The organism is Gibbsiella dentisursi, from assembly GCF_039539505.1.
Lineage (GTDB): Bacteria > Pseudomonadota > Gammaproteobacteria > Enterobacterales > Enterobacteriaceae > Gibbsiella > Gibbsiella quercinecans.
Genome location: NZ_BAABDG010000011.1, coordinates 71322 through 84193 on the forward strand (window position 1 = coordinate 71322; position 12872 = coordinate 84193).

A 12872-nucleotide genomic window follows, 5' to 3' on the forward strand; every position below is an offset into this window, starting at 1 on the left:
GGCGGCGCTCGCCGCTCAGCCGTTTTCCTTCACCGCCGGATGCGCGTTGGCCGGTTCTTTCCCTTCCAACGGCAGCGGCAGATAGGCGCGGATACGCAGGCCGCCGCGCTCGCTGGTGCCGATATCCAGCACGCCGTCATGGCCGTCGATAATCCGCTGCACAATCGCCAGCCCCAGGCCGGTGCCGCTGGTGCTGCGTGCGCTGTCGCCGCGCACGAACGGCTGGAACAGGTGCTTGAGCTCTTCAGGCTTGATGCCTGGGCCGTCGTCTTCCACCTGGAACCAGCCGCGTTGCAATTCACGCCCGCTGCTGACCTTGATCCAGCCATTGCCGTAACGCGCCGCATTCACCACCATATTGACCGCCGCGCGCTTAATTGAGAGCGGGTGCAAATGCATTAGCAGTTCGCCCGGCGCCAGATCGGTTTCAATCACCCGTTCGTAGCCGCTTTCGGCCGCCACCACTTCGCCCAGAATGGCATTCAGATCGCCCAGTTCCATCTGCATCTCCTGCCCGGTGCGCAGATAGTCGATGAACTGCTCGATAATGTCATTACACTCTTCAATATCCTTGTTGATCGATTCCGCCAGGTAGCCGTCTTCGGCGCTCATCATTTCCGTGGCCAGGCGAATACGCGTCAGCGGCGTGCGCAAGTCGTGGCTGACCCCGGCCATCAGCAGCGTGCGATCGTCAGCCAATTGCTTCACGCCCGACGCCATCTGGTTAAAGGCGCGCGTGACGGAGCGCACCTCAGACGCGCCGTACTCGCGCAGCGGCGGCGGGATAATGCCTTTCCCCACCTGCAGCGCCGCGTGCTCCAGTTCCACCAGCGGCCGGTTCTGAATGCGGATAAACAGCCAGGCGCCGCCGATAGCCAACAGCATGATCGCCAGGGTATAGCGGAACAGCGGCGAGAAGTCGCCCTGATGAATTTCGGTGAGCGGCACGCGCACCCAGATATCCGGCGAGAGCCAGGTTTTCAGCCACACCACCGGCGAGTTCTTGTTCACCTCCACCCGCACTTCCGTCGGCCCGCCCAACTGCTGCGCCATCTGCTGGCTCAGGAACTCATAGTGCTGCGCCCAGCGCAGACCGCTTTCTTCAGCGGCGGCGTTGGTATAGAGGGAAATCCCCAGCTCACGGTAGATTTCGCGGCGGAATGCCGGCGGTACCTCGAGCAGAGTGCCATCCTCCAGCTGCAGTTGGTCGGTCATCAGCATACGCACTTCGTAAGCCAAGACCTTATTGAACTGTTGCAGGCTGGGCAGAATGGCGAAGTTCAGCACTACCAGATAGGTCGTCACCAGGCTGACGAACAGCAAGGTGACGATCAACAGCAGGGTACGGGCAAATGAGCTACGCGGTGAAAAGCGCAATCGCCTCATGCCTTACTGCCGTCCGGTACGAATACGTAGCCCAGGCCCCAGACGGTCTGGATGTAACGTGGATGTGCGGGATCTTCTTCAACCATACGGCGCAGGCGGGAAATCTGCACGTCAATCGAACGCTCCATCGCGCTGTATTCACGGCCGCGCGCCAGGTTCATCAACTTATCACGCGAAAGCGGCTCGCGCGGGTGGCTGACCAGCGCTTTCAGCACGGCGAACTCACCGCTGGTCAGCGGCATAGGTTCATCTTCGCGGAACATCTCGCGCGTCCCCAGGTTCAGTTTGAACTTGCCGAAGGCGATCACCGCTTCTTCCTGCGAAGGTGCGCCCGGCAGTTCATTGGCCTGGCGGCGCAGCACCGCGCGGATACGCGCCAGCAGCTCACGCGGGTTGAACGGTTTTGGAATGTAGTCATCGGCACCGATTTCCAGGCCGACGATACGATCCACCTCTTCACCCTTGGCCGTGACCATAATGATCGGCATCGGGTTGCTCTGGCTGCGCAGACGGCGGCAGATCGACAGGCCGTCTTCGCCAGGCAGCATCAGATCCAACACCATCAGGTGGAAAGACTCACGCGTGAGCAGGCGATCCATTTGCTCAGCATTAGCTACGCTGCGAACCTGGAAGCCCTGTTCGGTTAAATAGCGTTCCAAAAGCGCACGCAGGCGCATGTCATCATCGACGACCAGAATCTTATGATTCTCTTGCATTGTATGACTCCCAAAGGCTGTATTGCCCGATTCAAGGCTGTGGGTTCATGCCTAAACTGCGCCGGCAATTTGGCACGGCATGAATTGCCGGCCCGGCAGGCCCAAATAAACGGCAAATAACGCAGCATTATGGCCAAAAGGCCACAGCCCCACATTGTTAAAAAACCCTGCCATCACGGACAGCGTTTAATGGTATACATTCTAGCCGAAATTGTTACAAAGCTTATTGTTCTGCCCAAATATCAACAATTTTCGTCTGATTGTCGGCCGAAATGCAGCGGCACGGCATGGGCAAAAGACCCTACGGCAGTTTAGCGCAGCGGCGGTAATAAAAAATGCCGCAGGCTGGCAATTTTGCGTACCGGCGCAGTATCCCGCCGCTATCGGTTGATTTTCAGCCTCTTTGGCTGTGCCTCACCGGGTTCGGCACTAGAATCGCACCGCATGATATGGCACTTTACGCCATCCCCGGATAACTTTCCCGTAGACCTTCCCTGAAAGTGGATACCGATGAGAACACAGCTAATCACCCGCGAGGGGTATGACAAACTCAAACAGGAACTGGATTATCTCTGGCGTGAAGAACGCCCCGAAGTCACCAAGAAGGTGACCTGGGCCGCCAGCCTGGGCGATCGCAGCGAAAACGCCGACTATCAATATAACAAGAAGCGGCTGCGCGAAATCGATCGCCGCGTGCGCTATCTTACCAAGTGCCTGGAGCAGTTACGCATCGTCGATTACTCACCGCAGCAGGAAGGGAAGGTGTTCTTCGGCGCCTGGGTCGAGATCGAAAACGATGACGGCGAGGTGAAACGCTTTCGCATCGTCGGTTATGACGAGATTTTCGGCCGCAAAGACTACATCTCCATCGACGCGCCGATGGCGCGCGCGCTGTTGAAAAAAGCGGTTGGCGATGTGGCGATCGTCAATACGCCAGCCGGCGAAGCGCAATGGTATGTTAATGCCATCAGCTACACGGCCTGAGTTTCAGTTTTTTCTGAACCACCGCCGGCAGCGGCCACCGTGCCCGCTACCCTGCCGCCTTCCCCCGTCGCTCCCGGTGCCAGCGCTACGCGCCGGCGAGCGGCAAGGCTGGCATTTTCCCGGGGCAATACGTATAACTGTCCCCTGTTTATTCACCGCGCCTAACAGATATCAGAATTATGAATGAACCACTGAGCCGCATTATCGCGACAGAACTGCAGGCCCGCCCGGAACAAGTTGATTCGGCCATTCGCCTGCTGGATGAAGGAAATACCGTCCCGTTTATCGCCCGCTACCGTAAGGAAGTGACCGGCGGCCTGGACGACACACAGCTGCGCCAGTTGGAAACCCGCCTGGGCTATCTGCGCGAGCTGGAAGACCGCCGCCAGACCATCCTCAAATCGATCGAGGAACAAGGCAAGCTGACCGAACAGCTGGCAGGGGCGATTAACGCGACGCTCAGCAAAACCGAGCTGGAAGACCTCTACCTGCCGTACAAACCCAAGCGCCGCACCCGTGGGCAGATTGCCATTGAAGCCGGCCTGGAGCCGCTGGCGGACACGCTGTGGCAAGATCCGCAGCAGCAGCCGGAAACCCTGGCGGCGCAGTACGTCAGCGAAGAAAAAGGCGTGGCGGATGTGAAAGCCGCCCTCGATGGCGCGCGCTATATCCTGATGGAACGCTTCGCCGAAGACGCCACCCTGCTGGCGAAAGTGCGCGACTATTTGTGGAAAAACGCCCACCTGGTGGCCAAAGTGGTTGAGGGCAAAGAAGAGGAAGGCGCTAAATTCCGCGACTACTTCGATCATCACGAACCGATTTCACAAGTGCCTTCACACCGCGCGCTGGCGATGTTCCGCGGCCGCAACGAAGGCATCCTGCAGCTGTCGTTAAACGCCGATCCGCAGTTTGAAGAAGCGCCGCGCGAAAGCCATGCGGAACAGATCATCATCAATCACCTCAACCTGCGCCTGAACAACGCCCCGGCGGACGGCTGGCGCCGGGCGGTGGTCAACTGGACCTGGCGCATCAAAGTGTTGCTGCACCTGGAAACCGAGCTGATGGGCACGGTGCGCGAGCGTGCGGAAGACGAAGCCATTAACGTTTTCGCCCGCAACCTGCACGATCTGCTGATGGCGGCGCCCGCCGGCATGCGCGCCACTATGGGGCTCGATCCGGGCCTGCGCACCGGGGTGAAAGTGGCGGTGGTCGACGCCACCGGCAAGCTGGTCGCCACCGATACCATTTACCCCCACACCGGCCAGGCCGCCAAGGCCGCCGCCGTGGTTGCCGCGCTGTGCATCAAGCACAAGGTTGAGCTGGTCGCCATCGGCAACGGTACCGCCTCACGCGAGACCGAACGCTTCTTTGCCGCGGTGCAAAAACAGTTCCCGGAAGTGCAGGGGCAGAAAGTGATCGTCAGCGAAGCCGGTGCATCGGTGTACTCGGCCTCCGAGCTGGCGGCACTGGAGTTCCCGAACCTCGACGTTTCCCTGCGCGGTGCGGTGTCCATCGCCCGCCGCCTGCAGGATCCGCTGGCGGAGCTGGTGAAGATCGAACCTAAATCCATCGGCGTCGGCCAATACCAGCACGATGTCAGCCAAAGCCAACTGGCGAAGAAGCTGGATTCGGTGGTGGAAGATTGCGTAAACGCCGTCGGTGTGGATCTGAACACCGCATCCGTGCCGCTGCTGGCGCGCGTTGCCGGGTTAACGCGCATTATGGCGCAGAACATCGTCGCCTGGCGCGATGACAACGGCCGCTTCAGCAACCGCGACCAGTTGCTGAAGGTCAGCCGTCTGGGGCCGAAAGCCTTCGAGCAATGTGCCGGCTTCCTGCGCATCAACCACGGCGACAACCCGCTGGACGCTTCCACCGTGCACCCGGAAACCTACCCGGTGGTGGAACGCATCCTGGCGGCTACCCAGCAAAGCCTGCAGGATCTGATGGGTAACCCAAGCGCCGTGCGCAGCCTGAAGGCCAGCGATTTCACCGATGCGCAGTTCGGTGTGCCAACGGTGACCGACATCCTGAAAGAGCTGGAAAAACCTGGCCGCGATCCGCGCCCGGAATTCAAAACCGCCACCTTTGCCGACGGCGTGGAAACCCTCAACGATCTGCAGCCGGGGATGATCCTGGAAGGCACCGTCACCAACGTCACCAACTTTGGCGCGTTCGTTGATATCGGCGTGCATCAGGACGGACTGGTACACATCTCTTCGCTGGCGGATAAGTTTGTTGAGGATCCGCACACCGTGGTGAAAGCCGGCGACATCGTCAAAGTCAAAGTGATGGATGTGGATCTGCAGCGCAAGCGTATTGCATTAAGCATGCGCCTGGATGAACAGCCGGGTGAAGGCACCGTGCGCCGCGGCGGCAATGCCCCGGCGCGTGATAACGGCAGCCGCCCGGCGGCCAATAAGCACAAACCCCGCAGCGTTGCCGGCGCCCCGGCAGGCAATAGCGCGATGGGCGATGCCCTGGCCGCCGCCTTCGGTAAAAAGCGCTAACCGCGCAACCACGCAGAGCGGTGATGAGCCGCTCTGCGTATTACTCTCCGCTCTCCATCGCCCCGGCCAATGCTAGCGTTCGGCGACAAACCGGGTTATCACCTCAGCAAACTCTTCCGGGTGGGAGATAAACGGCGCGTGCGCGGCCTTGGGGATAATGACCGAGCGCGACTGCGGCCACTGGGCATCCAGCAAAGCGGCGACCTTGCGCGGCACCAAACCATCGAGATAACCATAAATTCGTAGCAACGGCAGCGTGAGCGCCGCCATCGGCCGGCGTAAATCACTGGTACGCAGTATTTCCAGGCCGCCGTTCAGCACATCAACGCCCGGCACCGGCTGGCTCAATACCACCGATTTCAGCAAACGGGCATCCTGGCGGGCGCTGGCCGTTCCCAGGGTCTGCAGCGCCAAAAACCGCTCCACGGTGCGCTGGAAATCATGGCTCAGCTGGTGCTGAAAGCCGCTTAATACGTCAGGGCGGATCCCCGGCCAGTCATCATGGGCGGAGAAGCACGGCGATGACGCCACGGTAATCAGCCCCTGCACGCGCTGCGGTTGCGTTAAGGCAATCTGGCTGACGACCAGTCCGCCCAACGACCAGCCCAGCCACCAGGCCTGCGGCGGTGCCGCCGCCAGCACCACCTCCGCCATCTGCGCCAGGGATAGCGCGCCAAAACCCTGGCTGCGGCCATAGCCGGGTAAATCCACCAGGTGCAGGCGAAAATGCGGCGCCAACCGCTCCAGCGTGCAACCCCACACTTCCGCATTCAAGCCCCACCCGTGCAGCAGCACAAGATCGCGTTCGCCTTCGCCTATCGTTTGCCAATACAGCGCCGTCATCGTTATTGTCCTTGTTATCAACCGTCACGGAGGCGCCTATGCTATCAATCCGCGGCCGCTGTTGGCTATGCCGGCAGCCATTACGCCTGGCCGCACAAGGCATTTGCAGCTATTGCCTGCCGCCGCTGCTTGCCACGCTGCCCTGTTGCCCCCGCTGCGGCCTGCCGGCGGATCCGCGCTATATCTGCGGGCGTTGCCTGCAACGGCCGCCGCCGTGGCAGCGCATGGTGTTTGTGGCGGATTATCGCCCGCCGCTCAGCCAATTAATCCAAAAGTTCAAATACCATCATGCGCCGGAATTGGCGCCCACGCTGGCACGTCTGTTACTGTTGCGCTGGTTGCAAACCCGGCGAGAGCAATATCTGAACAACCCCGAGATCGTTGTCGCGGTACCTTTACAAAGAAAACGCGCCTGGCGGCGGGGCTATAACCAAACGGATTTGCTCGCCCGCCCGCTGGCACGCTGGCTGGGGTGCGAATATCGCCCCGCGGCGCTGCGCCGGGTGCAGGCGGCCACGCCGCAGCAGCAACTGGCGGCTCACCAGCGGCGGCGCAACCTGCTCGGCGCATTCCGCTGTGAGGATGATCTGGCCGGGCGGCACGTGGTGCTGCTGGACGACGTAGTCACCACTGGCAGTACCGTGGCGGAAATCGCTAAACTATTACGGCAGCAAGGCGTCGCGTCATTGCAGATATGGTGCATTTGCCGCACGTTGTAGTGCCCTGGCAATGGGCGTATTATAACCAACTAAAGAAGTCAACTACTGAGCTAATGCTATGATTCGTATAACAGATGCTGCACAGGAACATTTTGCCAAACTGCTGGCAAATCAAGAAGAAGGCACCCAAATCCGCGTCTTCGTGATTAACCCGGGCACGCCGACGGCCGAATGCGGCGTCTCTTATTGCCCGCCGGACGCGGTGGAAGCAACGGACGTCGAACTGAAATTCGATAAGCTGTCTGCTTACGTCGATGAATTGAGCGCGCCGTATCTGGAAGATGCCGAGATCGACTTCGTGACCGATCAACTGGGTTCACAGCTGACGCTGAAAGCACCTAACGCCAAAATGCGTAAGGTCGGCGAGGATGCGCCACTGATTGAACGGGTTGAATATGTTCTGCAATCGCAGATCAACCCACAGCTGGCCGGCCACGGCGGCCGCGTGACGCTGATGGAAATCACCGATGATGGGCTGGCGATCCTGCAATTCGGCGGCGGTTGCAACGGCTGTTCGATGGTCGACGTGACGCTGAAAGAAGGCATTGAGAAAGAGCTGTTGCAGACGTTCCCTGAACTAAAAGGCGTGCGCGATCTTACCGAGCACCAGCGCGGCGAACACTCTTACTTCTAACCGCCAGCGCCCATGTCTGGTGCATGGGCGGGCGAGCAAACTGCCGGAGCAGAGCGGCCTGCCCTGCTCCGGCGCTAAACACCCGCTACCTCACCGACACCTTCCGGCGCCGCCGATCCAAATCCTTCAGTAACCGGTTCACCTGCCGATCGGCAAACATCGCCTCTAGCGTATCCGTCAGTTTACGCCGCCAGTTTGGGTACTGATTGCTGGTGCCGGGAATATTCACCGGCTCCGCCATGTCCAGCCAGTCTTCCGGCTGCAGGCCGAGCAACGCACTGGCGCTATCGGCGATATAACGCTGCAGGCCGCGGTTCAGCAACGGACTCATGGCCAGCGTTGCCGCGCGTTTGCCCACCTTCTGCGGCACACAGCCATAGCGATGCAGGCCATCAAGCAAGCCCTGTTTGGCCCGGTCGCGCTCGGCATACAGCCCACGCAGCACCTGCGCATCCGGGTACAGCCCCAGCTTTTCCCCCAGATGCAAATCGTCACTTTGCCAATAGCCGCGCAAGGTGGGCAGATCGTGGGTGGTGATGGTGGCCATCGCCTGCACCGGGTAAGCCTGCGGCGCCCGGAACTGGTTCTCTTCATCATGCTCGAAATACAACACTTTGTAAGAGTAAACCCCGCTGTCGCGCAGTTTGCTGACAATTTCGACCGGCACAGTGCCCAAGTCTTCACCGATGATCATGCAGCGGTGCCGCTGGCTTTCCAACGCCAGCACCGCCAGCAGATCGTCCACCGGGTATTGCACATAGGCGCCGCGATCGGCCGTTTCGCCATACGGGATCCACCACAGGCGCAGCAACGCCATCACGTGATCGATACGCAATGCGCCGCAGCTGGTCATATTGGCTCGCAGCAGATCGATAAACGGCTGGTAGGCGCGCGCCCTCATCACGTGCGGATCCATCGGCGGCAGGCCCCAGTTCTGCCCCAACGGGCCGAGAATGTCGGGCGGCGCACCGACCGAAGCCTGCAGGCAATACAATTCACGCTCCCACCAGGTTTCCGCGCCGCCTTCGGCTACGCCCACCGCCAGATCGCGGTACAGCCCAATCGGCATCTGCTGCCGCTGGCTCAGACGAAAGCAGGCATCGAACTGGCTGGCGGCCAGCCACTGCAGCCACTGGTAAAACGCCACTTCTTCCTGATGCTGTTGGCAAAACTGCGCGACTGCTTCACTGTTCGCCTGGCGGTAGGCCGCCGGCCATGCCGGCCAGCCCCACATGGCGCCATCCTTCGCGCACAGGTGAGCGTGTAAAGCATCGAACACCGCCTGCTGATACAGGCTAGCGCCGCCGGCGGCCACAAAGGTATCGAAAGCCTGTTTTAATGGATCGTCCGCGTTGCGCGCTAAAAACAGCGGAAAAGCCAGCTTCAGCGCCGCCAGCTTCAGGCGAGTCACCGCGCCGTAATCCACCCAGTCACTGCTGCGTGCCGCGTGCAACTGTGTTTGGGTGGCCGTTTTCTTCCACCACTTTTGGGCCACTGCGCTGCGCTGGAAATCCTCCACCGCATTCACATCAATATAAATCACGTTCAGCCAGCGCCGGGATGACGGGCTATAGGGGCTGGCGCTTTCCGGGTTAGCCGGATACAGCGCGTGAATCGGGTTAAGACCGACAAACGCCCCGCCGCGCGCGCCCACTTCCACCACCATCCGTTGCAGATCGCCAAAGTCCCCGATGCCCCAGTTGTGCTCAGAGCGCAAGGTGTATAACTGAACACAGGCCCCCCACAGCTTTTTCCCCGCCTGCAGGCTATCCGGCTCAAAGCAGCGTTGCGGCGCGATAATCAGCCGGCACGCCCATTGCTGTTCCCCCTGCGCCAATGTCAGTTGGTGGTAGCCCAACGGCAGGTTATCCGGCAGCGTCAAGGTCTTGCTCGCCCGGGCGCGCCCCTGCCGTTGGTCGCCATCTTCCAGCACCAGTTGCCAGCGGTATTCGCCGCTGCCCGCCAGCGGCAGCGCGATCGGGCTGCCGGCGTGAAATACTTTCACCGTCGGCAACGGCGCGGTTTGCGCCGCACCGGGCGCGGCCTGCTGCTGATTCATCGCCGCCAGCAGTTTACGCTTGGTTTCATGCCCAATGGCCTGCAGCTTGCCATGGGCATTGACGAAGTCGGCAGCAATACCTGCCCGCACCGCCGCCTGCTCAATACCTTTACGCTCCATGCGTTCTCCTTAACGTTTGGCCTGCCAGATACGCTGTTGATAATCGCGGATCGCGCGATCCGAACTGAACATGCCAACGCGTGCGGTGTTAAGGATGGTACGGCGCGTCCATTCGTCACGGTTGCGATACAGCTGATCGACTTGCTGTTGAGCCTGGCAATAATCGGCAAAGTCCGCCAACACCAGGTACGGATCGCCGCCGGCCAGCAGGCTGTGCAGCAGCATGTCAAAGGCGTGTTTGTCGCCGTGGCTGAACAGGCCGCTGGCCAGTTCGTCCAGGATCGCTTTCAGGTGTTTATTCTTCTTGCGGTAGGTGAGCGGATCATAGCCCTTCGCCTGCAACGCCTTCACTTGTTCCACCGTGTTGCCGAAGATGAAAATGTTCTCCTGGCCAACCTGCTCGGCAATTTCAACGTTGGCGCCGTCCAGCGTACCGACGGTCAACGCCCCGTTCAGCGCCAGCTTCATGTTACCGGTGCCGGAGGCTTCTTTACCGGCGGTAGAGATTTGCTCAGAAATATCTGCCGCCGGGATCATCAGCTCCGCCACCGACACGCGGTAATCGGGAATGAACACCACTTTGATCCGATCCTGCACCAGCGGATCGTTATTGATCACCTCAGCAACCTGATTAATGGCATAGATGATGTTTTTCGCCAGGTAATAGCCCGGCGCGGCCTTGGCACCGAACAAAAACACCCGTGGCACGATATCCAACTGCGGGTTATCGCGCAGTTGGCGGTACAGCGACAGGATATGCAGCAGGTTGAGGTGTTGGCGCTTGTATTCGTGCAAGCGTTTAATCTGCACATCGAAAATGGCATCCGGGTTCAGCGTCAGGCCCATAACGCTGTGCACATAGCTGGCCAGCGCTACTTTGTTATCGTACTTAATCTGCTGATAGCGCTGGCGGAAGCCGGCATCGTCGGCGTATTTCTCCAGCCCTTGTAGTGCATCCAGATTATTCGCCCACTCGACCTTCAGCGTTTCATCGATCAGGCCCGACAGCGCAGGGTTGCACTGTTTCAGCCAGCGGCGCGGCGTGATGCCATTGGTCACGTTGTGGAACTTTTCCGGCCACAGTTGGTGGTATTCCGGGAACAGATCCTTCACCACCAGATCCGAATGCAGTTGCGCTACGCCGTTGACGGCGAAACCGCTTACCACGCACAGGTTGGCCATGCGTACCTGTTTGTCGTGATGGACCGCCAGCTTGGCCCATACGGCTTTATCGTTCGGCCAGTGCTTATCGACCAACGTTTTGAAGTTGGCGTTAATCTGTTTGATGATGGAAAAATGGCGCGGTAGCAGGCTGCGCACCAGTTTTTCGTCCCAGCATTCCAACGCTTCCGGCATCAGCGTGTGGTTGGTATAGGCGAAGGTTTTACTGGTGATCGCCCAGGCGGCATCCCAGCTTAATTGGTGCTCATCAAGCAAGATGCGCAACAGTTCCGGGATGGCAATGGTGGGGTGGGTGTCGTTAAGCTGAATCACCTCATAGTTGGGCAGATCTTCCAGCTTGCGCCCTGCCTGATGGTGTTTGCGCAGAATGTCCGCTACGGAGCAGGCGCACTGGAAATATTGCTGCATCAGACGCAGGCGTTTGCCGGCCTGGTGATTGTCATTGGGGTAGAGCACTTTGGTCAGTTTGGCGGCTTCAACGCCCTGTTTCTCTGCCTGCAGGAACTTGCCGTCGTTGAAATCACCCAGATTGAACGGGTGCGCATGGGTGGCCTGCCATAGCCGAAGCGGCTGGGCCACGCCGTTGCGGTAACCCAATACCGGCAAGTCCCAGGCTTCGCCGCGCAGGGTAAACGCCGGGCGCCACAGCTCGCGGCCATCCTTTTGCTTTTCAAGCTTGCCGCCAACGCCCACCTCCACGCTGAGCGCGGCATTGTGACGGAACCACGGGTAGCTTTCACGCTGCCAATCGTCCGGCGCTTCCTGCTGTTGGCCGCCGCTGAACGACTGGCGGAACAAACCATACTGATAATTCAGCCCATAGCCGGTGGCAGGCTGTTCCACCGTTGCCATCGAATCAAGAAAACAGGCCGCCAGGCGCCCTAATCCCCCGTTGCCCAACGCCGGATCGGTTTCCTGCTCCAGCAAATCCGCCAGCGCGATCCCTTGCTCCGCCAGCACGCCCTCCACGGTATCGTACCAGCCCAGGTTAATCAGGTTGTTTGCCGTCAGGCGGCCAATCAGGAACTCCATAGAGATATAGTTCACGTGGCGCAACGTTTTGCTGCTGCGCGTGCGCGGCGCCGGCTGGGCCGCCAGTTGTTCCGCCAGCGCGGCACTGACCGCCTGCCACCATTGGTGCTGGGTCATCTGCTCTGCGGCATCCAGGCCAAAGCGTTGCCATTGACGGGTTAATGCCGCAACAAAGGCATCCTTTTTAAGCGTAGGCTGTGACATAGGGAAACTCTCTATCCTGTAAGTGGGCCAATTTAGGGTTATCGTGCCGGGGAGCGCGCATGAGAGCATCATCCCGCCTGGGGATTAGCTGGGGAGGAGAATTGGGGCGTAGCTAAAAATGTGATCGCAGGCACTTTTTGCCCCCTGAGTGCAGCAAAAAGCCGCCGTGGGCGGCGGCAAACGGACAATATGCTCTATTAACGTTAGCATAGTTGTGCGCATTGCTGGATTTTTGCACACAGCGCCCGGTTTACCCTGAAAAAAGTAGGGAAAACGGCACCGCTCGCCGGCGGACATAAACGTAAAAAAGTGTGATCGGCAGCAACTTAACTCCAAGCGATGCAGGAAGCTTGTTGCAATACGTGTAACGTTGTCGGAAGTTAAGTGAATAATAAAATAATGTGTTTCAGGCCATTCTCTTGGGAATGGCGATGTAATACATACCTTTGGGCAGGTTAACGGCTGCGTAAAACGCAACGGGCG

The 12872-nt window shown here is 59.7% G+C and carries 9 protein-coding genes; 4 read left to right on the forward strand and 5 right to left on the reverse strand.

Annotated elements, in window-relative coordinates; all coding sequences use genetic code 11:
* Positions 1-15 precede the first annotated feature (15 nt).
* Positions 16-1386, reverse strand: coding sequence for a two-component system sensor histidine kinase EnvZ (gene envZ, locus ABFX35_RS22585; RefSeq protein ID WP_346082992.1), 1371 nt, complete (start codon positions 1384-1386; stop codon positions 16-18).
* Positions 1383-2102 (reverse strand): osmolarity response regulator transcription factor OmpR, encoded by a 720-nt coding sequence (ompR, locus tag ABFX35_RS22590; RefSeq protein ID WP_004709363.1) that lies wholly within the window; start codon positions 2100-2102, stop codon positions 1383-1385. The genes envZ and ompR overlap by 4 nt, the downstream gene beginning before the upstream one ends.
* Positions 2103-2612: 510 nt before the next feature.
* Here ompR and greB point away from each other — a divergent pair.
* Entirely contained in the window at positions 2613-3086 is a 474-nt protein-coding gene (gene greB / locus ABFX35_RS22595) for a transcription elongation factor GreB (RefSeq protein ID WP_346083002.1), read from the forward strand.
* Between the two features lie 179 nt (positions 3087-3265).
* Positions 3266-5596: a Tex family protein gene (locus ABFX35_RS22600; protein ID WP_346083004.1), complete on the forward strand. Its 2331-nt coding sequence runs from the start codon at positions 3266-3268 to the stop codon at positions 5594-5596.
* 72 nt (positions 5597-5668) lie between these two features.
* Here ABFX35_RS22600 and bioH read toward each other — a convergent pair whose 3' ends face one another.
* Positions 5669-6439 carry a pimeloyl-ACP methyl ester esterase BioH gene (gene bioH, locus ABFX35_RS22605; protein WP_346083005.1) on the reverse strand — a complete coding sequence of 257 codons (771 nt, stop codon included), beginning with the start codon at positions 6437-6439 and terminating at the stop codon, positions 5669-5671.
* A gap of 38 nt (positions 6440-6477) precedes the next feature.
* On the opposite strand from bioH, the gene gntX reads away from it, so the two are divergent.
* Positions 6478-7158, forward strand: a complete 681-nt coding sequence (gene gntX, locus ABFX35_RS22610) for a DNA utilization protein GntX (protein WP_346083006.1) — start codon at positions 6478-6480, stop codon at positions 7156-7158.
* 58 nt (positions 7159-7216) lie between these two features.
* Positions 7217-7792, forward strand: a complete 576-nt coding sequence (gene nfuA / locus ABFX35_RS22615; protein WP_095846729.1) for a Fe-S biogenesis protein NfuA — start codon at positions 7217-7219, stop codon at positions 7790-7792.
* Between the two features lie 85 nt (positions 7793-7877).
* Here nfuA and malQ read toward each other — a convergent pair whose 3' ends face one another.
* On the reverse strand, positions 7878-9971 hold the full coding sequence (gene malQ, locus ABFX35_RS22620) for a 4-alpha-glucanotransferase (protein WP_346083008.1): 2094 nt from the start codon (positions 9969-9971) through the stop codon (positions 7878-7880).
* 9 nt (positions 9972-9980) lie between these two features.
* Complete coding sequence (malP, locus tag ABFX35_RS22625; RefSeq protein ID WP_279024703.1) at positions 9981-12389, reverse strand: maltodextrin phosphorylase; 2409 nt, start codon at positions 12387-12389, stop codon at positions 9981-9983.
* Between the last annotated feature and the right edge of the window lie 483 nt (positions 12390-12872).

Coding starts and splice junctions, on each gene's coding strand:
- greB (WP_346083002.1), top strand. CDS start 2,613: ATGAGAACACAGCTAATCACCCGCGAGGGGTATGACAAACTCAAACAG.
- bioH (WP_346083005.1), bottom strand. CDS start 6,439: ATGACGGCGCTGTATTGGCAAACGATAGGCGAAGGCGAACGCGATCTT.
- nfuA (WP_095846729.1), top strand. CDS start 7,217: ATGATTCGTATAACAGATGCTGCACAGGAACATTTTGCCAAACTGCTG.
- malQ (WP_346083008.1), bottom strand. CDS start 9,971: ATGGAGCGTAAAGGTATTGAGCAGGCGGCGGTGCGGGCAGGTATTGCT.
- envZ (WP_346082992.1), bottom strand. CDS start 1,386: ATGAGGCGATTGCGCTTTTCACCGCGTAGCTCATTTGCCCGTACCCTG.
- malP (WP_279024703.1), bottom strand. CDS start 12,389: ATGTCACAGCCTACGCTTAAAAAGGATGCCTTTGTTGCGGCATTAACC.
- gntX (WP_346083006.1), top strand. CDS start 6,478: ATGCTATCAATCCGCGGCCGCTGTTGGCTATGCCGGCAGCCATTACGC.
- ompR (WP_004709363.1), bottom strand. CDS start 2,102: ATGCAAGAGAATCATAAGATTCTGGTCGTCGATGATGACATGCGCCTG.
- ABFX35_RS22600 (WP_346083004.1), top strand. CDS start 3,266: ATGAATGAACCACTGAGCCGCATTATCGCGACAGAACTGCAGGCCCGC.